Here is a 20,153-nt window from a genome sequence, read left to right on the forward strand (position 1 = left end):
AAAAAAGTTCTCGATTTCGAGAACTTTTTATTGTTTTAAATCACATGGCGTTCAAAGGCATCATCAGAGATCCCTTGGCTGAGAATGAGCTTAGCCCATTCTTTGGCTGAGAAGAGGCTATGATCCTTGTAGTTTCCGCAGGATTCAATGGTTGTTCCAGGGACATCTTCCCAGCTAGTTGACTCAGCGATTTCTTCCAGACAGGATTTGATGACCTGAGCAATCTGGCTGGAGCTGTGTTGACCCCACATAATCATATGAAAACCAGTGCGGCAGCCAAAAGGTGAGCAGTCAATCATACCATCAATGCGCTTGCGGATCAACATAGCCAGCAAATGCTCAATGGTATGCAGGCCAGCAGTTGGGATTGAATCTTCATTAGGCTGAACTAGACGGATATCAAAATTGGAAATGATGTCGCCTTTAGGGCCAGTTTCTTCTCCGATAAGGCGGACATAAGGAGCTTTGACAATGGTGTGATCCAGCTCAAAGCTTTCAACGATAACTTCTTTAGACATGGTTTCTCCTTTACAATGTAGCGAGTGCGAGAAGGTTTTTCTAGTGATATCAAGCCATAAGTTTGTCTTGTTAGGTAAGAAAAAGCCCGTCTCATTGACACCTTTTCTTCTCTGATTATAGCATAAAAATTTTTTATTTGGGAATAAAGTTTAGGTCTTAGGGGAATGAAAAGTTTGAATAATCTTGCTTATGGTTTGAAAAAGTTTTGGTGCACAGGCTTCTACAAACTTTGAAGATTTAGTCGGTAAAAATTGGACAAAAGCTTTCTTGATTTTCAAAAAATAGGTTTGTGAATTTTTTAGATTTGTGATAGAATAGTATGGAATTTTGAATTCAACAATTAAATAGATTTGGAGTAAAAACATGGACCTATTTCCTATAATTATGTCTGTTTTTGCTGCCATCATTGGTTTAGTGATTGGATATGTAAGTGTCTCGGCTAAGATGAAATCATCTAAAGAAGCTGCAGAGCTTACTCTTTTAAATGCTGAACAAGAAGCAACCAATTTACGCGGACAGGCTGAACGCGAAGCTGATTTGATTGTCAAAGAAGCCAAGCGGGAAACAAGTTCGCTTAAAAAAGAAGCACTTTTGGAGGCAAAAGAAGAAGCCAGAAAATATCGTGAACAAGTTGATGCAGAATTTAAGTCTGAACGTCAAGAGTTGAAACAAATCGAAAGCCGCTTGACAGAGCGTGCTTCGACCCTTGACCGCAAAGATGATAATTTAAGCAACAAAGAAAAGGCTTTGGAGCAAAAAGAACAAAGTCTCTCAGATAAATCTAAACACATTGATGCGCGTGAAGAACAAGTAGCGGAACTTGAAAAGCAGAAGGCAGCAGAGCTGGAGCGAGTTGCTTCGCTATCGCAGACAGAAGCGCGTGATATTATTTTGACGCAGACCGAGGACAAGCTTTCTAAAGAGATTGCGACTAGGATTCGGGATGCGGAGCAAGATATCAAAGAGCGGTCTGACAAGGTTGCGAAGAATATCTTGGTCCAAGCCATGCAGCGTATTGCCGGTGATTATGTCGCCGAGCAAACCAACTCAACGGTGCATCTGCCTGATGATAGTATGAAGGGCCGGATTATTGGTCGGGAAGGTCGCAATATTCGGACTTTTGAAAGTCTGACTGGTATTGATGTCATCATTGATGATACGCCTGAAGTAGTCACTCTCTCAGGTTTTGATCCGATTCGCCGCGAAATTGCTCGTATGACCATGGAAGCACTCTTGAAAGATGGTCGCATTCATCCAGCTCGCATCGAGGAGTTGGTTGAGAAGAATCGTCTGGAAATTGACAATCGCATCCGTGAGTGCGGGGAAGCCGCTGCTTATGAAATCGGAGCTCCTAACCTGCATCCTGATTTGATGAAAATCATGGGTCGCTTGCAGTTCCGCACTTCTTATGGTCAGAACGTCCTGCGGCACTCTATTGAGGTTGCCAAGCTTTCCGGTATCATCGCTGCTGAGCTAGGTGAAAATGCCAATTTAGCTCGCCGTGCTGGATTCCTCCATGATATTGGCAAGTCTATCGACCGTGAGGTTGAAGGCAGCCACGTGGAAATCGGGACAGAACTGGCTCGTAAGTACAAGGAGCATCCAGTTGTTGTTAATACCATTGCCAGCCACCACGGAGATGTGGAAGCAGAAAGTGTCATTGCCGTTATCGTAGCTGCAGCAGACGCACTCAGTGCTGCTCGACCAGGTGCCCGCAGTGAATCTCTGGAAAGCTATATCAAGCGTCTCCAAGATTTGGAAGAAATCGCCAATAGCTTCAAGGGAGTCAAGAACAGCTTTGCTTTACAAGCCGGCCGGGAAATCCGGATTATGGTTCAGCCGGACAAGATTAAGGACGACAAGATTACGATTTTGGCTCACGATGTTCGTGAAAAAATCGAAAACAACTTGGAATATCCGGGCAATATCAAGGTAACGGTCATCCGTGAGATGCGGGCCGTTGACTACGCAAAATAAAGAAGAAATGCAGTCTGGTAACAGATTGCTTTTTTCTTGAATGTTCTGCTGGTCTATTTGGATTTCCGTATGATTACTTGCTTATTTTTCTATTTTCTCAAAACTCTAGACACATACATTTCTTCCTATCCTCTTGAAATATTAGCCTAATTTTGTTACACTAGATAGAAAGACTGTGAAGGAGACATGATGACGGAACGAGGCTTACTAATCGTCTTTTCTGGTCCCTCTGGTGTAGGAAAAGGGACTGTTAGACGAGAAATTTTCGAAAGCACTGATAACCAATTTCAGTACTCGGTATCCATGACAACTCGTCCTCAGCGCCCAGGCGAAGTGGATGGAGTTGACTATTTCTTCCGCACTCGCGAGGAGTTTGAAGAGTTGATTCGCCAGGGCCAGATGCTGGAGTATGCAGAGTATGTTGGAAACTACTACGGGACGCCTCTGACTTATGTCAATGAAACGCTGGATAAAGGTATTGATGTCTTCTTAGAGATTGAGGTTCAGGGAGCTTTGCAAGTCAAGAAAAAAGTTCCAGATGCCGTCTTTATTTTTTTGACTCCTCCAGACTTAGAAGAACTCAAGGACCGCTTGGTTGGTCGAGGGACAGACAGTGCTGAGATTATCGCCCAGCGCATTGAAAAGGCCAAAGAAGAAATTGCCCTTATGCGCGAATATGATTATGCCATTGTCAATGATCAGGTACCGCTGGCTGCCGATCGTGTCAAGCGCGTGATTGAAGCAGAGCATTTCCGAGTAGACCGTGTTATCGGCCGTTATCAGGACATGCTTCCAAAAAATGAAACGATTATTCGATAGAAAGTTAGAAATTAGGTAGAAAATTATGATGTTAAAACCGTCTATTGACACTTTGCTGGACAAGGTTCCGTCAAAATATTCCTTGGTTATTTTAGAAGCTAAGCGTGCGCATGAGCTTGAAGCTGGAGCTCCCGCTACGCAGGAATTCAAGTCTGTCAAATCCACTCTTCGTGCTTTGGAAGAAATTGAATCCGGCAATGTCGTTATCCATCCAGATCCAGAAGGCAAGCGCGAGGCAGTTCGCCGTCGGGCAGAAGAAGAGCGCCTTCGTAAAGAAGAAGAAGAACGCAAGATTAAAGAGCAAATCGCTAAAGAAAAAGAAGAAGGTGAGAAGATTTAAGGTTGGGGATGCTCAATCTTATTTTTTCTGTAATGATGTTTAGGAAAGTGGGGTGAGAATGTGAAGCTAGCAAAGATTATTGTGGATGTTCCTCTGATGCAGACGGACAAGCCCTATAGCTATGCTATTCCAGAAGAGTTTGCAGGGATGCTGGATGCTGGCATGCGGGTCCATGTTCCTTTTGGGCAGGGAAATCGCCTGATTCAGGGGATTGTGGTCGGCTTTGATGAGATGGGAGACCGAGAAGAGCTGAAGGAGATTGCGGAAGTCCTTGATTTCAGTTCCGTGCTGACTCAGGAACAGCTCTGGCTGGCGGATGAGCTGCGCAAGTCAGTCTTTTCCTATAAGATTAGCCTTTTAAAGGCCATGCTGCCTAGTCTTCTCAACTCCAGCTATGATAAACTACTCTATCCGACGGACTTGCTGAATGATAAGGAACGCTCAGCTATCTTTGGTCAGGAGGACAGTCTTCGCTTCTCTGATTTGGACAAGAAAAGTCAGGCCAAGCTGATGCGACTGACCCAGACTGGCCGCATTCGGCTGGAGTATCAGGCGACGGACAAGAAGCATATTAAGACTGAGAAATGGTATCAGGTCAATCATACCGCTCTGCAAAATCATGACCTTCCCCGACAAGCCAAGAAAAAACAAGCATTAAAAGAAGTCTTGCTGGAGCAGCAGGATAGCCAGCTCTTGGCTGATTTGCGAGAAAACTTTTCGCGCGATATTATTAATTACTTTATCAAAGAAAATCTAATTAGCATTGAGGATAGAGAAATCAGCCGTTCTGTTGCTTATTTCCAAAAGGAGCGACAGCAGCAAAGTCTGACCTTAAATGATGAACAAGCTGCAGCGGTTGCGGCAATCACTCAGAAAATTGGTCAGAGTCATTCTCAGCCAGTTCTCTTAGAAGGGGTTACTGGCAGCGGGAAGACTGAAGTTTACCTTCAGGTCATCGCAGAGGCACTGGCCCAGGGCAAGACCGCTATCATGCTGGTTCCGGAGATTTCTCTGACTCCGCAGGTTACAGATCGCTTTATTTCTAGATTTGGCGACCAAGTTGCAATTTTGCATTCAGGTCTGTCTGACGGTGAGAAATATGATGAGTGGCGCAAGGTGGAGCGAGGAGCTGCCCAGGTTGTTGTTGGCGCGCGTTCAGCTATTTTTGCTCCCTTGACAAATATTGGAGCCATCATCATTGATGAAGAGCATGAATCCTCTTATAAGCAGGATTCCAATCCTCGCTATCATGCTAGAGAGGTGGCTCTCCTGCGAGCTCAGTACAATCAAGCTGTCTTAGTGCTGGGTTCGGCGACTCCGAGCTTGGAGAGCCGTGCCCGAGCAAGCCGTGGAGTCTATGATTTTCAGCTGCTCAGCAAGCGTGCAAATCCGTTAGCGCAGATTCCTCAAGTGGAAGTGGTGGATTTTCGGGATTATATCGGGCAGCATGAGGCCAGTAATTTCACCCCAGTCCTGCTAGAGGCTATTCAAGATCGTCTGGATAAGGGAGAGCAGACGGTTCTCATGCTCAACAGGCGGGGGTATTCCAGCTTTGTCATGTGTCGGGAATGTGGAACCGTTGACAGCTGTCCCAACTGTGATATTTCTCTGACCCTGCATATGGACACCAAGACCATGAACTGCCACTACTGTGGTTTTACTAAGAATATTCCTCAGAGTTGTCCTAACTGTGCCAGCCGCAGCATTCGCTATTATGGGACTGGGACGCAGAAAGCTTATGATGAGTTGATTCAGCTCTTTCCACAGGCTCGTATTTTGCGGATGGATGTAGATACGACCCGTAAGAAAGGCAGTCATGAAGCCATTTTAGAAAGCTTTGGTCAGGGGCAGGCAGATATTCTTTTAGGCACTCAGATGATTGCTAAGGGGCTGGATTTTCCAAACGTGACGCTAGTTGGTGTACTCAATGCGGACACAGCTCTTAATCTGCCGGACTTTCGCTCTTCAGAGCGAACCTTCCAGCTGCTGACTCAGGTGGCTGGCCGGGCTGGTCGGGCTGAAAAGGCTGGTCAGGTCTTTATCCAGTCCTATAATCCTCATCATTATGCCATTAAGTTTGCCAAGCAGCAGGATTACGAGGGCTTTTATGCTTATGAAATGGGAATCCGCCGGCAGCTAGGCTATCCGCCTTATTACTTTACGGTCGGTCTAACCCTGTCGCATAAGGATGAAGAGACAGCAGTGCGAAAAGCTTATGAGGTTATGGATATTCTGCGGAGCGGTCTTTCAGAAAAAGTGCAAATCTTAGGTCCAACTCCGAAGCCCATAGCTCGCACCCATAATCTCTATCATTATCAGATTTTGCTCAAATATCGCTTTGAAGACAAGCTGCAGACGACACTAAATCAAGTCTTGGACTGGACACAAAATCGGGACAATAAAGATTTACGCCTGATAATTGATAATGAACCACAAAATTTTATGTAAAGCTTTTTAGCCGAGATTAAGGTTGTTGTAGACGACTTCTGATATAATAAGGGAAGGAACAAAAAAGGAATTAATAGTTGAAAATGATGAAAATAATATTTATGGGAACACCGGACTTCTCAGCGACTGTCTTAAAAGGACTGCTGGACAGCGGGCAATACGAAGTGTTAGCAGTGGTGACGCAGCCGGACCGGGCCGTCGGCCGTAAAAGAGAGATTCGCATGACTCCAGTAAAAGAGCTGGCCTTGGAATACGGGCTGCAAGTTTATCAACCGGAGAAGCTGGCTCAAAGCTCGGATTTAGAGGAGTTGATGAACTTAGAAGCAGACGGTATTGTCACAGCTGCTTTTGGGCAGTTTTTACCTAGCCGCTTGCTAGACAGTGTTGACTTTGCGGTTAATGTTCATGCCTCCTTGTTGCCTAAATACCGAGGTGGTGCACCTATTCACTACGCTTTGATCAACGGCGATGAGCAAGCGGGTGTTACAATTATGGAAATGGTCAAGGAAATGGATGCTGGAGACATGATAGCCAGCAAGGAGACGCCGATTGAAGAGACTGACAATGTCGGAACTCTCTTTGAAAAATTGGCGCTTATTGGTCGAGATCTGTTATTGGATGTGCTGCCAGCCTACAGGGCAGGGCAGATTATCCCTCAGCCGCAGGATCCTAGCCAGGTCACTTTCTCTCCGAATATCAGCCCAGAAGAAGAGCGGATAGACTGGAGCAAAACAAACCGCCAAATTTTCAATCAAATCCGTGGCATGTATCCTTGGCCAGTAGCTCATACCTTGCTGCAAGGGCAGCGCTTTAAGATTTATGAAGCAGATATGACGGTTGGCGACGGTCAGCCTGGACAGATATTGTCTATTAGTAAAAAAGAACTGGTGGTCGCAGCTGGTCAGGGAGCTCTCTCGCTGAAGACAGTTCAGCCTGCTGGCAAGCCCAAGATGGCTATCGTTGATTTTTTGAATGGACTGGGTCGCAGCCTGTCCATAGGAGATACTTTTGGAAAGTAAGCAAAAAACGGCCCGTTGGCAGGCCTTGGAAATTTTGGAAGAAGTTTTTGAAGAAGGAGCCTATTCCAATATCGCCTTAAACCGAGCACTAAGTCAAAGTCCGCTGAGCCAAGCTGATAAAGGTCTGGTAACTGAGCTGGTTTACGGCACAGTTGCTCGAAAAATCACTCTGGAATGGTATTTATCTCATCTGATTGAGGATAGGGACAAATTGGATAACTGGCTCTATATTTTGCTTGAGCTCAGTCTGTACCAGATGCTCTATCTGGATAAAATCCCTCAGCATGCAGTTGTTCATGAGGCTGTTGAAATTGCGAAAATGCGTAAACGAGGCAGCGAAAAATTTGTCAATGCCTTGCTACGTAAGATTGAGCGTGAGGGTGTAACTGATTTTGAAACAATCAAGCGCAAAAATAAGCGCTATTCGATCCAGTATTCTCTGCCGGTCTGGCTGGTAAAAGCCTTGATAGAAGAGTATGGCGAAGAAAGAGCTCTAGCTATCTTTACCAGTCTTTTTGTTCGAAGTAAGGCCAGCATTCGCGTGACGGATATGTCGCGCAAGGTAGAGCTTCGCCAGCTTTTAGGGGCTGAGGACTCGCTCTTATCTCCGTCAGCCTTGGTTAAGAAACAGGGGCATTTTGCTGGGCATCAGCTCTTTGAAAGTGGAGCGATTACGATTCAGGATGAGTCTAGTCAGCTTGTGGCTCCTACTCTGTCCATAGAAGGGGAGGAGCAGATTCTGGATGCCTGCAGTGCACCGGGCGGCAAGACTGTCCACATGGCTTCGTATCTGACGAGCGGCCACATTACAGCCTTGGACCTCTACGATCATAAGTTAGAGCTCGTAGAAGAAAATGCAGAAAGGCTGGGCTTGGCTGATAAAATCACCACTAAAAAGCTGGACGCGACCAAGGTGTTTGAGACTTTTGGCTCAGATGCTTTCGATAAAATCCTGGTGGATGCTCCTTGCTCTGGTATTGGCTTAATTCGCCGCAAACCGGATATAAAATATAATAAAGAAAATGCAGATTTTGAGAATTTACAAAAAATTCAGCTGGATATACTAGACAGCGTTTGTCAAAGTCTACGTAAAGGTGGTATAATAGCTTATAGTACTTGCACGATTATGGCCAAAGAGAATTTTGAGGTTGTCGAGAAATTTCTGGCCAGTCATCCAAACTTTGAGCAAGTCTTATTAGACCATGAAAGAAAAGATATCGTCAAAGACGGCTGTATCTTGATTACGCCGGAATTATATGAAAGCGACGGATTTTTTATCAGTCAATTTAGGAAGATATCGGAATAAGAGGAGGAAACTGACAGTATGGAAATTTCATTATTAACAGATGTTGGTCAAAAGCGTACAAATAACCAAGATTATGCCAATCTTTTTGTGAACCGGGCGGGCAAGACCCTTATCATCTTGGCAGATGGTATGGGCGGCCACAGAGCTGGAAACATTGCCAGCGAAATGGCTGTGACAGACTTAGGAGCTGCATGGGTTGATACACAGATTGATTCGGTGAATCAGGTGCGTGAATGGTTTGCGGAGCACTTGGAAGAGGAAAATCAGCGCATTCATCAATTTGGTCAAGATGAAGAATACAAGGGTATGGGAACGACTTTGGAAGCCTTGGCTATCATTGATAATCAAGCCATCTATGCCCATATCGGCGATTCTCGTATCGGCTTGATTCGTGGTGATGAATACCGTCAGCTGACTAATGATCACTCGCTTGTTAATGCTTTGTTGAAAGCTGGACAGATTACTCCAGAAGAAGCAGAGCGTCATCCGCAGAAGAATATCATTACCCAGTCTATTGGTCAAAAAGACGAAGTGCAGCCTGACTATGGCATGATTACCTTGGAAGATGGTGACTACCTTCTGCTTAATAGTGACGGTCTGACCAATATGATTTCAGATAGTGAAATTTGTGACATTGTCACCAGCGACATCAGCCTGTCTGAAAAAACAGAAACCTTAATTCGCTTTGCCAACAATGCTGGAGGACTGGATAACATCACAGTTGCTCTGGTTCGCTTTGACAAGGAGGATAAGGCATGATTCAAATCGGCAAAATCTTTGCCGGGCGATATAAAATCATCAAGCAGATTGGCCGTGGAGGCATGGCAGATGTCTATTTGGCCAAGGACTTGATTTTGGATGGTGAGGAAGTTGCGGTAAAGGTTCTTAGAACCAATTACCAGACAGATCCTATCGCTGTCGCGCGTTTCCAGCGGGAAGCCAAGGCGATGGCTGACTTGGACCATCCGCACATCGTTCGGATTACTGATATTGGGGAAGAAGATGGCCAGCAGTATCTGGCTATGGAATACGTGGCAGGTCTTGACCTCAAGCGCTATATCAAAGAGAATTCTCCGATTTCAAATGAAGAAGCAGTCAGAATCATGGGACAAATCTTGCTGGCAATGCGCTTAGCGCATACACGCGGTATTGTCCATCGTGACCTGAAACCACAAAATGTCCTCTTAACCCCGGATGGCAATGCCAAGGTAACAGACTTTGGGATTGCGGTGGCCTTTGCAGAGACAAGTCTGACTCAGACTAACTCTATGCTGGGCTCGGTTCATTATCTATCGCCTGAGCAGGCACGTGGCTCTAAAGCAACTGTTCAGAGTGATATTTATGCGATGGGGATTATTTTTTATGAAATGCTGACTGGTCATATCCCTTATGATGGGGATAGTGCCGTTACGATTGCTCTTCAGCATTTCCAAAAGCCGCTGCCATCCATCATTTCTGAAAATCCTAATGTGCCTCAAGCCCTGGAAAATGTGGTCATTAAGGCGACAGCCAAAAAACTGACGGATCGTTATCAGTCAGTTGCAGAGATGTATGTTGACTTGTCCAGTAGCTTATCTTATGAGCGCCGCAATGAAAAGAAATTAGTCTTTGATGATGTTGCGAAAGCAGACACCAAGACCTTGCCAAAAATCTCACCTGTACCGCAGCCAGCAGTTCCACCTGTTAAGCCAACTCCGCCTAAAGCGGAAGCGACTGAAGTTAAGGAAGAGACAGCTGATGCGGTTAAGAAAGTTCCAAAGAAACGTCGTTTGAGAACGCGTTACAAAGTACTTTTCTTTGCAGTCTTATTGGTTTTGGCCGCCTTTGTCGTCCTTCTTTATAACAGCCCATCCAATACCAGCGTGCCAGATGTTTCTGGTCAGACTGTAGCAGAGGCTCGTTCCGCTATTGAAGCTAAGAAGCTGGTTGTCGGAGAGGAAAAGGAAGAATACAGCGACAATGTTGAATCTGGTAAAGTCATTAAAACCGATCCACAGGCCAACAGTCAGCGCCGCGAAGGCAGCAAGATTGACCTGATTATTTCCAAGGGACCCAAGACCTTTGTAATGGAAGATTATGTCGGTCAAGCAAAATCAGCCGTAGTTGAAAATCTGAAAACAAACTATAATGTTTCTGAGAAATTGATTGAGATTGTTGAGGAGGAATCGGACGAGTACGAGCCAGGTCAAGTCATTCGCCAGTCACCGGCAGCTGGCTCGACCTATGATTTGACTTCTAATCATAAGATAAAGCTGACAGTGGCCAAAGAAGTAACTAGTGTGTCCATGCCTGACTTTGGCAGCATGCAGTACACCTACGCCAATGCTCGTTCTTACCTGATTCAAATGGGAATTTCTTCTTCTCGAATTGAACGAGTTGTTGACCGTTCGGTCACTTCGACTCAGGCAGATTTGGTAACTTCCCAGTCACCAGCCGCAGGTCAGACAATTGACCTCAAGTCTAATGAAAAAATCACTCTTTACGTGACAGAAGCAACGACACCATCGTCATCTAGCTCGTCATCTTCATCGTCTAGCAGTAGCTCAAAGAGCAGCTCATCGTCTGAAGATAGCGGACATGGAACTAGTTCCAGCTCATCTGATGGTTGATTAATAAACCATCCATTTTAAGTTTTTCAGCTTAAAACGGATGGTTTTTTCTTTTTTGCTGGACAAATTTCCCCATTTCATGCCTTGGACGGAGGTTTTTTGGTTTAATTTTGTTAAAATAGGAAGGTAGAGAAAGGAAACGGCTATGTGGAAGGTTCAATTATTTGTCTTTGTTGAAACAGTCTTATTATCCATGGCATTGGTGACCATGTTGGCAGCTGATTTTTCACGAGTTGTCATTATCTTGGTCCTTTTTTTGCTGCTGCTCTATTATTACTTCGGCAAGCAAAAAGGGAATTTTCTGCTGGTCGCTTCCATGATTATGCTGTTTTTCATTATTATGCTCAATCCCTACGTCATTGCTGCCCTTTTATTCGCGCTGGTTTATGGGATGATTGTGGCCTACCCTTATATCTATAAGGAAAATCAAGAAACCCATCTCGTTTACGAAGAAGATGTGGAAATTCAGAGTGAAAAGAATCGCTGGTTGGGGGACCTGCAGCATTTTTCTAAGGACAGCTGTCAATTCCACGACATCAATCTCTTGCGCATTGTTGGGAAAGACACCATTCATTTGGAAGATGTGATTTTAGTCAACCATGATAACGTCATTGTCATTCGAAAGGGTTTTGGTGATACCAAGATTATTGTGCCGCTGGATGTGGAAATTCAGCTGCAAATCAATACTCTTTACGGGGAGCTGAACTTTCTACATCATCCATCTCGCAAACTGCGCAATGAAACCATTTCGCTGACGACACCAGACTACAAGCGGGCCAATAAGACAGTGAAGATTGTTCTCGTCAGCTTCTTAGGAAATGTGGAGGTTGTCAGAAAGTGAAGAAATCAAATTATTTTCTCATTCTCCTCTATACTTTCTTTGTCTTATTTATCATTTTTCATTATATTTTTAATATTTTTGATTTCACTTGGCAGGAGCTCTTTAATGATTTGGAGCTGTTGCAGTCTTTTGTTTTCTTTGTTGTGATTATCGGTTTATCACTGACCATTCTGATTGTGATAGCAGCCCGCTTAATCCAATATCTATCGGTAGCCCATGTGCAAAAAAATCTTCGGCATTTGCTGGATGGACGGAGAGTAGAGCCGACAGATCAGCCTGAGCTGGATCGCTCTCTGCATCAGCTCGAGAGAAGGCTGCACCGTTTGACAGAGAATCTCCAGAAGTCTGAAAACCAAACCCTGCAGACAGAAGAAAAAATTATCGAAAAAGAACGGCGGCGGATTGCGCGTGATTTGCACGATACTGTCAGTCAGGAATTATTTGCAGCCAATATGATTCTTTCAGGAGTGGCTGGAAATGTAGAACGGCTCGATGGACAAAAACTGCAAAAGCAGCTCAAGGGGATTGCAGATATTCTGGACACAGCCCAGAAGGATTTGCGGATTCTCCTGCTCCACCTACGACCTACAGAGTTGGAAAATAAGACTCTGGTCGAAGGTATGGATGTGATTATCAAGGAGCTGACTGATAAAAGCGACATTGATGTTCACTTCAATCATCAGGTTGGGCATTTACCCAAACAGATGGAGGAGCATGTCTTCAGAATCATGCAGGAAATTATCAACAACACACTGCGGCATGCTCAAGCCAGTCGGTTGGATATTTACCTCTATCAGGCACCTAATGAGCTTAAAATTAAGGTATCTGATAATGGCGTTGGTTTTGATCCGCTGGCTCAGGATGAACTCAGCTACGGCTTGAAAAATATGGAAGACCGTGTACGGGATATGGCGGGCACTTTTAAGCTTTTGACAGCCCCCAGAAAGGGTCTTTCTATTGAAATCACGATACCTTTACTAGAAGGAGAAAATCATGAAGATATTGTTAGTGGATGACCACCAGATGGTCAGATTGGGATTGAAAAGTTACCTGGAACTGCAAGAGGATATAGCAGAAGTATCTGAAGCAGTCAATGGTAAAGAAGGCGTTGAGCAAGCTTTGGCAAGTCGTCCGGATGTGATTATCATGGATATCGTCATGCCTGAGACGAATGGGATTGAAGCGACAATGGCTATTTTAAAAGAGTGGCCAGAAGCAAAAATTCTGATTTTGACTTCTTATCTGGATAATGAAAAAATTTATCCTGTTCTGGATGCAGGCGCTCATGGATACATGCTTAAGACTTCCAGCGCTGAAGAAATTCTCCGTGCCGTCAAAAAAGTGGCCAAGGGAGAATTTGCCATTGAAACAGAGGTTAGTAAGAAAGTGGAGTATCATCGCAACCATATTGAACTTCACGAGGATTTGACAGCTCGTGAGCGTGATATTTTAGGGCTTTTAGCCAAGGGATATGAGAATCAACGGATTGCGGATGAGCTCTTTATTTCCCTCAAAACGGTTAAGACTCATGTTTCCAATATCCTGTCCAAATTGGAGGTGAGCGACCGCACTCAGGCAGTTGTTTATGCTTTTCAGCACCATCTTGTCCCACAAGAAGACTTTTAATGGTATAATAGAAAAGATTAAGATTGGACAAGGGGAGATATGGACGCAAAATTAAAGTATAAGGCAAAAAAGATAAAAATTGTCTTTTTCGATATAGATGATACCCTGCGAGTCAAGGCTACAGGTTTTATCCCAGACTCTATCCAGACAGTTTTCAAGCAGTTGAAGGACAAAGGGATTTTGACGGGTATTGCGTCTGGACGGGGAATGTTTGGTGTCGTGCCGGAGCTGAGAGCTTTGCAACCAGACTTTTTCGTTACCCTGAACGGAGCCTATGTCGAAGATAGCAAAGGGAAGGTGATTTCTCAGACGGTTATCCCAGCCGATAGAGTGACTTCCTATATTGCTTGGGCTCAGGGGGAAGGGATTGACTATGGTCTGGTCGGCAGCCATGGAGCAGCCTTGTCCAATCGAAATTCTCTGATTTCAGAGGCCATTGATGTGGTTTATCCAGATTTGCCCGTTAATCCAGACTTTCATTTAGACAAGGATATTTATCAGCTTTGGACCTTTGAAGATAGAGGAGATAGCCTGCAGCTGCCAGAGGCGTTAGCGGAGCATCTGCGTTTGGTTCGCTGGCATCCTCATTCGTCAGATGTTGTACCGACAGAAGGTTCCAAGGCAGCCGGAGTTTCCAAGGTTGTCGAACATCTGGGCTTGAAACCTGAAAATGTCATGGTTTTTGGCGACGGACTCAATGATTTAGAATTGTTTGACTATGCAGGAATTGGCATTGCCATGGGCGTTTCCCATGAGGAACTGCGAAAAAGAGCAGATTATATTACAAAAACAGTAGAAGAAGACGGTATTTTTGCCGCTTTAGAGGAGTTAGGTATGGTAGAAAAAGAATTACATTTTCCACAAGTAGAACTTGCAGCAGCAGAAGGTCCAAAAGCGACTATCAAGACTAATCATGGGAACATGAAAATTCAGCTATTTCCAGAACAGGCACCAAAAACAGTAGCCAACTTTATTGGACTTGCTAAAGATGGATACTATGACGGTGTGATTTTCCACCGCATTATTCAGGACTTTATGATTCAGGGTGGCGATCCTACTGGTACCGGTATGGGCGGTCAGTCTATCTATGGTGAGAAATTTGAAGATGAGTTTTCACCAGAATTGTACAATATCCGCGGAGCTCTTTCCATGGCAAATGCTGGGCCGAATACTAACGGCAGTCAATTTTTCATTGTTCAAAATAAAAATCTTCCTTATTCAGCTAAGGAATTAAGTCGCGGCGGCTGGCCTGAAGCTATTGCTGAAGTCTATGCCAGTCAGGGAGGAACACCGCATTTGGATCGGCGCCACACGGTCTTTGGTCAGTTGGCTGATGAAGCCTCTTACCAAGTTTTGGACAAGATTGCAGCTGTTGAGACGGGTGCAATGGACAAGCCGGTGGAAGATGTTGTGATTGAGACCATTGAGGTAGAAGACTGATGAAAATCGGTGATAAATTAAAAGGCAAAATCACTGGGATTCAGCCTTATGGAGCTTTTGTTGAGCTGGAAAACGGAACGATTGGCCTGATTCATATTTCAGAAATTCGTCCGGGCTATATTGAAAATATCCATGATAGTGTAAAGATTGGCCAGCAAGTCTTAGTACAGGTTGTGGACTATGATGAATTTTCTGGGAAGTCCAGTCTGTCCATGCGAACCCTGGAAGAAGAAAAGCACCGCCTCCCTAGACGCCACCGCTTTTCAAACGACCGCTGTAAAATTGGTTTTGAGCCTTTAGGCAGACAGCTGCCTATCTGGATCAAAGAGGCAAAAAAATTCTTAAAAGAAGAAAAAGTTTAAAAAATATCCTGTTCGATAAGAGAACAGGATATTTTGCTTGGATAGAATTGCTATTCAATTCATAGTTGAGTACTAAGTTGAAATGGACATGTTTTCAAAAAATACTAAGCATCAAATTCGTAGAGAGCGGTAGACAGGTAACGTTCGCCGTTATCAGGAGCCAGAGCAAGGACTTTCTTGCCAGCTCCTAGTTTTTTCGCTACTTCAATAGCTGCGAAAATAGCAGCAGCAGATGAAATCCCCACTAAGAAGCCTTCCTGACCGCCAATATAGCGTCCGAATTCCAGTGCTTGATCAGAAGTTACGCGGACAATACCGTTGTAGGCTTCTGTATCTAAGGTCTCTGGAATGAATCCAGCTGAAAGTCCTTGGATTTTGTGAGGGCCTGGCTTCTCACCAGAAAGGATAGCAGATTCGTCTGCTTCGACTGCGTAGATTTGGATGTCCGGATTAACTTTTTTGAGAGCGTGAGATACACCGGAAATAGTTCCGCCAGTTCCGACACCGCCTACAAAGGCATCCAGTCCGGTTTCACCGAAAGCAGCGATAATTTCTGCTCCTGTAGTTCGTTCGTGAACCTCTGGATTGGCCGGATTATTAAATTGCAGTGGCAGCCAGCCATTTCGTTCTTGTGCGATTTCTTGTGCTTTTGCAATAGCGCCTTTCATTCCTTCGCTACCTGGAGTCAAGACTAACTCAGCACCATAAGCTTGGATAATTTTGCGGCGCTCCACACTCATGGTTTCAGGCATAACAATGACAACCTTGTAGCCTTTGGCTGCTCCGACCCATGAAAGGCCAATACCAGTATTTCCGCTGGTTGCTTCAACGATAGTATCGCCAGGCTTGATAAGGCCATCGCGTTCAGCCGCCTCAATCATGCTGAGAGCAATACGGTCTTTGACAGAAGAACCAGGATTGAAAGCCTCTAACTTCACATACACCTCTGCAGCTCCTTCTGGAACCAAGTTGTTCAATTTGACAATGGGGGTTTGCCCAATTAGTTCTGTAATGTTTTGATAAATACGTGACATAGGATACATACCTCAATATAATTTAATAGAATTAGTATAAAATGAAATAAGAGCTTTGTAAAATATAAAAAAGCTATGAGAGCCATAGCTTTTCTTTATGTCAAAGTGTCAAGGGGACTTCTACTTGGCGCAGTCCTTGATCTATCATTTCTAATTTGCCTTTAAAAAACTCAGTTAGCTTATCTTTGAGCAGTTCTCTTTCACCTTTATCAACAAAAAGAAGGGTGGAGACGGTATCTGTAAATTCAGTATCGTATTCAGCAAGATTTTCTGTCTTCAAAAAATTAGTAAAATCCTGATATTGGCTGTAAGACAGTCTTAGGCGCAGGCCAGCTTGTTCTTTTATCTCAACCAGTCCAATCTCCTTAATAGCTAAAGCAACACTGCCGGCATAAGCTCGAATCAGACCGCCGGCTCCTAGCTTAATACCGCCAAAATAGCGAGTAACCACCACGCAAAGATTGGTCAAATTGTGCTTTTCTAGGACTCCCAGCATAGGAACTCCGGCTGTTCCGCTGGGCTCACCATCATCGCTAGTTCGCTTTATATCACTCTTTTCCCCAATGATAAAAGCAGAGCAGTTATGAGTGGCCTTGTAATGTTCTTTTTTTATAGCAGTGATAAAAGCGCGAGCCTCTTCCTCGGAGTAAACTCGTTTTACATTGCAGATAAAGCGGGATTTTTTAATTTCCTCTTGAACCATGCCATCTTCTTTAATTGTCTTAAATTCCATAACTATATTTTACAAGAAAATATGAATTTTGCCAAAAAATTACGAATAAATAAGTATGTTAGAGTTGCAAGATTGTTTAGGACGTATATTTACAGAGAGTCAGTTAGAGTCTAGCTTGCGAGCACAAGCAAAAGAAATTCCCAGTATCCGAGAAGAAAAAGGCAAGCTCCACTGCGGACGCTGCAACAGCTTGATTGAACGAGAAAATCAGCTACCTGTTGGAGCTTATTATTGTAGAGAATGCTTAATATTGGGCCGGGTACGGAGTGACCAAAAACTTTACTATTTTCCTCAAGAGGATTTTCCTAAAAAACAGGTGCTTAAATGGCAGGGGCAACTGACAGAGTTTCAGGGGAAGGTCTCCAAAGGCTTACTGGATGCGCTAGAGAAAAGACAGAATACGTTAGTGCATGCTGTTACTGGCGCTGGAAAAACAGAAATGATTTACCAAGTGCTTGCAAGGGTTATTGATAGAGGAGGAGCTGTTTGCTTGGCCAGTCCGCGGATTGATGTTTGTTTAGAGCTTTATCGGCGCCTTAAAGAAGATTTTTCTTGTGAAATAGCTCTTCTGCATGGGGAGTCAGAAGCTTATTTTCGCAGCCCCTTAGTAATTGCGACCACCCATCAGCTCTTAAAATTTTATCGGGCTTTTGATTTGTTGATTGTGGACGAGGTAGACGCCTTTCCTTATGTGGATAATCCCATACTGTATCACGCTGTAGAGCGTTCAGTTAAAGAGGATGCTACAACTATTTTTCTGACAGCCACTTCCACAGATGAACTGGATAAAAGAGTTCAAAAAGGTGAGTTGAAACGCCTGAGTCTTCCCAGAAGATTTCATGGTAATCCCTTGACCATCCCTCAGAAAATTTGGTTATCTGATTTTCAAAAACATCTTCAGAAGAAGAAAATAGCACCTAAACTTTTGAACTATATAGAAAAACAGAGGGAGACCCAATTTCCTCTCTTAATATTTGCTGCAGAAATTCAAAGAGGAGAGGATTTTGCTCATGCTTTGCAGATAGCTCTGCCTGATGAAAAACTGGCTTTTGTCGCCTCCACAACAGAAAATCGTCTAGAGATTGTCGAGCAGTTTCGTCGCAAGGAGATCACTATTTTGGTGACAACGACTATCTTAGAGCGTGGAGTAACTTTTCCTGGCGTGGATGTTTTTGTCTTGGAAGCCAATCATCGTTTGTTCAGTCGTAGTGCTCTGGTTCAGATTTCAGGCCGAGTTGGCCGTAGTATGGATAGACCGACTGGACAGTTGCTATTTTTTCATGATGGGACTACCCTTGCTATGGAAAAGGCAATCCGGGAAATGAGAGATATGAATAAGGAGGCGGGATTATGACAACGTGTCTTTTATGTAAGGGGCAAATTGAAGAGAAAAGTAGTTTTTTACAGCTTTTTCTATTAAAAGAAGAAGGACCAAGCTGCTGCTCAACTTGCTATCAAAAATTTGAATGCATATCTGAAGAGCATTGCCCTCAATGTTTTCGCAACGGGCAATCAGATTTATGCACAGATTGTCAAAAATGGGAGAAAGAGGGGAATCAAGTCCAGCATCAGTCACTATTTACCTATAATGAAGCAATGAAGGATTATTTCAGTCAATACAAGTTTCAGGGAGACTATGTATTGCGCTTTGTATTTGCAAAAGTAGCTAAAAAAGCAGTCAAAATGTTTAGAGAGCATACCATTGTTCCGATTCCAGTGAGTAACGAAAAATTTCAAGTTCGAGGATTTAATCAAGTGCAGGGAATTTTAGATGCTGGAAACTTGTCATATAGAAATATATTAGAGAAAAAAGACACTCTAGCACAGTCGAGCAAGACACGTGAGGAGCGTTTGCAGACGCAGCAGGCTTTTAAAATTAAGAAAGGAGTTGATTTGCCAGATAAAATTTTGCTGGTTGATGATATCTATACGACTGGAAAAACCTTGCAATTAGCTAAGCAAATCTTGCTGGAAGCAGGAGTGAAAGAAATTTTGACATTTTCAATCGCAAGATAAGAAAAAATTTGCAAAAAAAGAATGAAAGCGTTATAATGATATTATAAATAAAACATTTATGTTTAGAAAGAAGGTACTTATATGCTTAAATATAGTATCCGTGGTGAAAACCTAGAAGTAACAGATGCTCTCCGTGACTACGTAGTTTCTAAACTTGAGAAGATTGAGAAGTATTTCCAAGCAGAGCAAGAACTTGATGCGCGTGTGAATCTCAAGGTTTACCGTGAAAAGACTGCGAAGGTGGAAGTGACAATTCCGCTAGGCTCCATCACTCTTCGTGCAGAAGATATCTCTCAGGACATGTATGGGTCAATTGATTTGGTTACAGATAAGATTGAGCGCCAAATCCGCAAAAATAAGACCAAGATTGAAAGAAAGAATCGTAATAAAGTTGCTACAAGCCAGCTTTTCACAGATTCCTTTGCTGAAGAGGCAGAAGAAGTTCCGTCAAAAGTTGTTCGTTCAAAACACATCGATTTGAAGCCAATGGACTTGGAAGAAGCGATTCTGCAGATGGATTTATTGGGACATGATTTCTTTATCTATTCCGATGCAGAGGACAGTAGCACAAATGTTATATACCGTCGTGAGGATGGAGATATTGGCCTGTTAGAAGTCAAATAAATGAGAACAGAAGGTTGAGAGCATGATTCTCAACCTTTTTAGATTATAGAAAGTCATACTCTCAGGTAATATAAACAAGTCCCTACTTACAAAGAATTAACTTTATACTTAGTTAAAAAAATAAAACTTTTAAAAAAATTGGRAAAAGGTATTGACAGGTWGKWGGTATAGGTGATATACTAATATAGTTGTCGCGAAAGACAAASCCCTTTGAAAACTGAACAAGACGAACCAAGTGCAGGGTGACATAGAGATATGTAACCTGTCAAAAAACGAGAAAATAAATCTGTCAGTGGACAGTAATGAGTGCGAACTCAAACTTTTTAATGAGAGTTTGATCCTGGCTCAGGACGAACGCTGGCGGCGTGCCTAATACATGCAAGTAGAACGCTGAAGAGAGGAGCTTGCTCTTCTTGGATGAGTTGCGAACGGGTGAGTAA

General features: G+C 43.6%; 19 protein-coding genes and 1 rRNA gene. 17 read left to right on the forward strand and 3 right to left on the reverse strand.

Annotated features, from left to right (window positions below; genetic code table 11):
• Positions 1-35: 35 nt before the first annotated feature.
• On the reverse strand, positions 36-518 hold the full coding sequence (locus K4H96_RS09690; RefSeq protein ID WP_002893508.1) for an S-ribosylhomocysteine lyase: 483 nt from the start codon (positions 516-518) through the stop codon (positions 36-38).
• Positions 519-882: 364 nt separating this feature from the next.
• On the opposite strand from K4H96_RS09690, the gene K4H96_RS09695 reads away from it, so the two are divergent.
• The 13 genes from K4H96_RS09695 (at position 883) to K4H96_RS09755 (ending at position 15,306) form a co-directional block, all read left to right on the forward strand.
• Entirely contained in the window at positions 883-2,496 is a 1,614-nt protein-coding gene (locus tag K4H96_RS09695) for a ribonuclease Y (RefSeq protein WP_223338038.1), read from the forward strand.
• A 186-nt stretch (positions 2,497-2,682) separates the two neighbouring features.
• Positions 2,683-3,315 (forward strand): guanylate kinase, encoded by a 633-nt coding sequence (gene gmk / locus K4H96_RS09700; protein WP_002893505.1) that lies wholly within the window; start codon positions 2,683-2,685, stop codon positions 3,313-3,315.
• A 25-nt stretch (positions 3,316-3,340) separates the two neighbouring features.
• Positions 3,341-3,655: a DNA-directed RNA polymerase subunit omega gene (rpoZ, locus tag K4H96_RS09705; RefSeq protein ID WP_002893503.1), complete on the forward strand. Its 315-nt coding sequence runs from the start codon at positions 3,341-3,343 to the stop codon at positions 3,653-3,655.
• 60 nt (positions 3,656-3,715) lie between these two features.
• A complete protein-coding gene (locus tag K4H96_RS09710; RefSeq protein WP_223338039.1) occupies positions 3,716-6,103 on the forward strand; it encodes a primosomal protein N' in 2,388 nt (795 codons plus the stop codon).
• 83 nt (positions 6,104-6,186) lie between these two features.
• Positions 6,187-7,122 carry a methionyl-tRNA formyltransferase gene (gene fmt, locus K4H96_RS09715; RefSeq protein WP_223338040.1) on the forward strand — a complete coding sequence of 312 codons (936 nt, stop codon included), beginning with the start codon at positions 6,187-6,189 and terminating at the stop codon, positions 7,120-7,122.
• Positions 7,112-8,428: a 16S rRNA (cytosine(967)-C(5))-methyltransferase RsmB gene (gene rsmB, locus K4H96_RS09720; protein WP_223338041.1), complete on the forward strand. Its 1,317-nt coding sequence runs from the start codon at positions 7,112-7,114 to the stop codon at positions 8,426-8,428. Before fmt ends, rsmB begins: the two co-directional genes overlap by 11 nt.
• A gap of 18 nt (positions 8,429-8,446) precedes the next feature.
• Positions 8,447-9,187 carry a Stp1/IreP family PP2C-type Ser/Thr phosphatase gene (locus tag K4H96_RS09725; protein WP_002893499.1) on the forward strand — a complete coding sequence of 247 codons (741 nt, stop codon included), beginning with the start codon at positions 8,447-8,449 and terminating at the stop codon, positions 9,185-9,187.
• Positions 9,184-11,037 (forward strand): Stk1 family PASTA domain-containing Ser/Thr kinase, encoded by a 1,854-nt coding sequence (pknB, locus tag K4H96_RS09730; RefSeq protein WP_223338042.1) that lies wholly within the window; start codon positions 9,184-9,186, stop codon positions 11,035-11,037. Before K4H96_RS09725 ends, pknB begins: the two co-directional genes overlap by 4 nt.
• 145 nt (positions 11,038-11,182) lie before the next feature.
• Entirely contained in the window at positions 11,183-11,878 is a 696-nt protein-coding gene (gene liaF, locus K4H96_RS09735; RefSeq protein ID WP_002893496.1) for a cell wall-active antibiotics response protein LiaF, read from the forward strand.
• On the forward strand, positions 11,875-12,894 hold the full coding sequence (locus K4H96_RS09740; protein ID WP_223338043.1) for an envelope stress sensor histidine kinase LiaS: 1,020 nt from the start codon (positions 11,875-11,877) through the stop codon (positions 12,892-12,894). The genes liaF and K4H96_RS09740 overlap by 4 nt, the downstream gene beginning before the upstream one ends.
• Complete coding sequence (locus K4H96_RS09745) at positions 12,872-13,504, forward strand: response regulator transcription factor (RefSeq protein WP_223338044.1); 633 nt, start codon at positions 12,872-12,874, stop codon at positions 13,502-13,504. The genes K4H96_RS09740 and K4H96_RS09745 overlap by 23 nt, the downstream gene beginning before the upstream one ends.
• Positions 13,505-13,543: 39 nt before the next feature.
• Positions 13,544-14,944 carry a bifunctional Cof-type HAD-IIB family hydrolase/peptidylprolyl isomerase gene (locus tag K4H96_RS09750; RefSeq protein WP_223338045.1) on the forward strand — a complete coding sequence of 467 codons (1,401 nt, stop codon included), beginning with the start codon at positions 13,544-13,546 and terminating at the stop codon, positions 14,942-14,944.
• On the forward strand, positions 14,944-15,306 hold the full coding sequence (locus tag K4H96_RS09755; protein ID WP_002901252.1) for a S1 RNA-binding domain-containing protein: 363 nt from the start codon (positions 14,944-14,946) through the stop codon (positions 15,304-15,306). Before K4H96_RS09750 ends, K4H96_RS09755 begins: the two co-directional genes overlap by 1 nt.
• Before the next feature lie 104 nt (positions 15,307-15,410).
• On the opposite strand, the gene cysK is transcribed toward K4H96_RS09755, so the two are convergent.
• The gene (gene cysK, locus K4H96_RS09760; RefSeq protein WP_002893488.1) at positions 15,411-16,340 is read right to left on the reverse strand and encodes a cysteine synthase A; all 930 of its coding nucleotides are present in this window, start codon (positions 16,338-16,340) and stop codon (positions 15,411-15,413) included.
• Positions 16,341-16,440: 100 nt separating this feature from the next.
• Positions 16,441-17,073, reverse strand: a complete 633-nt coding sequence (locus K4H96_RS09765) for a YigZ family protein (RefSeq protein WP_223338046.1) — start codon at positions 17,071-17,073, stop codon at positions 16,441-16,443.
• A 55-nt stretch (positions 17,074-17,128) separates the two neighbouring features.
• Between K4H96_RS09765 and K4H96_RS09770 the strand changes: the two genes are divergently transcribed.
• The 4 genes from K4H96_RS09770 to K4H96_RS09785 form a co-directional block, all read left to right on the forward strand.
• Positions 17,129-18,427: a DEAD/DEAH box helicase gene (locus K4H96_RS09770; protein WP_223338047.1), complete on the forward strand. Its 1,299-nt coding sequence runs from the start codon at positions 17,129-17,131 to the stop codon at positions 18,425-18,427.
• Positions 18,424-19,089 (forward strand): ComF family protein, encoded by a 666-nt coding sequence (locus tag K4H96_RS09775; RefSeq protein WP_223338048.1) that lies wholly within the window; start codon positions 18,424-18,426, stop codon positions 19,087-19,089. The genes K4H96_RS09770 and K4H96_RS09775 overlap by 4 nt, the downstream gene beginning before the upstream one ends.
• A gap of 81 nt (positions 19,090-19,170) precedes the next feature.
• Positions 19,171-19,713, forward strand: coding sequence for a ribosome hibernation-promoting factor, HPF/YfiA family (gene hpf, locus K4H96_RS09780; RefSeq protein ID WP_002903257.1), 543 nt, complete (start codon positions 19,171-19,173; stop codon positions 19,711-19,713).
• Positions 19,714-20,035: 322 nt separating this feature from the next.
• Positions 20,036-20,153, forward strand: a 16S ribosomal RNA gene (locus K4H96_RS09785); the annotation flags it as partial.

The organism is Streptococcus sanguinis, from assembly GCF_020729765.1.
GTDB lineage: Bacteria > Bacillota > Bacilli > Lactobacillales > Streptococcaceae > Streptococcus > Streptococcus sanguinis_Q.

What these genes read in the sequence shown, in the direction of transcription:
- gmk (WP_002893505.1), top strand. Translation starts at nt 2,683, where the DNA reads ATGATGACGGAACGAGGCTTACTAATCGTCTTTTCTGGTCCCTCTGGT.
- rpoZ (WP_002893503.1), top strand. Translation starts at nt 3,341, where the DNA reads ATGATGTTAAAACCGTCTATTGACACTTTGCTGGACAAGGTTCCGTCA.
- K4H96_RS09755 (WP_002901252.1), top strand. Translation starts at nt 14,944, where the DNA reads ATGAAAATCGGTGATAAATTAAAAGGCAAAATCACTGGGATTCAGCCT.
- fmt (WP_223338040.1), top strand. Translation starts at nt 6,187, where the DNA reads ATGATGAAAATAATATTTATGGGAACACCGGACTTCTCAGCGACTGTC.
- K4H96_RS09775 (WP_223338048.1), top strand. Translation starts at nt 18,424, where the DNA reads ATGACAACGTGTCTTTTATGTAAGGGGCAAATTGAAGAGAAAAGTAGT.
- K4H96_RS09725 (WP_002893499.1), top strand. Translation starts at nt 8,447, where the DNA reads ATGGAAATTTCATTATTAACAGATGTTGGTCAAAAGCGTACAAATAAC.
- liaF (WP_002893496.1), top strand. Translation starts at nt 11,183, where the DNA reads ATGTGGAAGGTTCAATTATTTGTCTTTGTTGAAACAGTCTTATTATCC.
- cysK (WP_002893488.1), bottom strand. Translation starts at nt 16,340, where the DNA reads ATGTCACGTATTTATCAAAACATTACAGAACTAATTGGGCAAACCCCC.
- K4H96_RS09745 (WP_223338044.1), top strand. Translation starts at nt 12,872, where the DNA reads ATGAAGATATTGTTAGTGGATGACCACCAGATGGTCAGATTGGGATTG.
- K4H96_RS09770 (WP_223338047.1), top strand. Translation starts at nt 17,129, where the DNA reads ATGTTAGAGTTGCAAGATTGTTTAGGACGTATATTTACAGAGAGTCAG.
- pknB (WP_223338042.1), top strand. Translation starts at nt 9,184, where the DNA reads ATGATTCAAATCGGCAAAATCTTTGCCGGGCGATATAAAATCATCAAG.
- K4H96_RS09765 (WP_223338046.1), bottom strand. Translation starts at nt 17,073, where the DNA reads ATGGAATTTAAGACAATTAAAGAAGATGGCATGGTTCAAGAGGAAATT.
- K4H96_RS09690 (WP_002893508.1), bottom strand. Translation starts at nt 518, where the DNA reads ATGTCTAAAGAAGTTATCGTTGAAAGCTTTGAGCTGGATCACACCATT.
- K4H96_RS09695 (WP_223338038.1), top strand. Translation starts at nt 883, where the DNA reads ATGGACCTATTTCCTATAATTATGTCTGTTTTTGCTGCCATCATTGGT.
- hpf (WP_002903257.1), top strand. Translation starts at nt 19,171, where the DNA reads ATGCTTAAATATAGTATCCGTGGTGAAAACCTAGAAGTAACAGATGCT.
- K4H96_RS09750 (WP_223338045.1), top strand. Translation starts at nt 13,544, where the DNA reads ATGGACGCAAAATTAAAGTATAAGGCAAAAAAGATAAAAATTGTCTTT.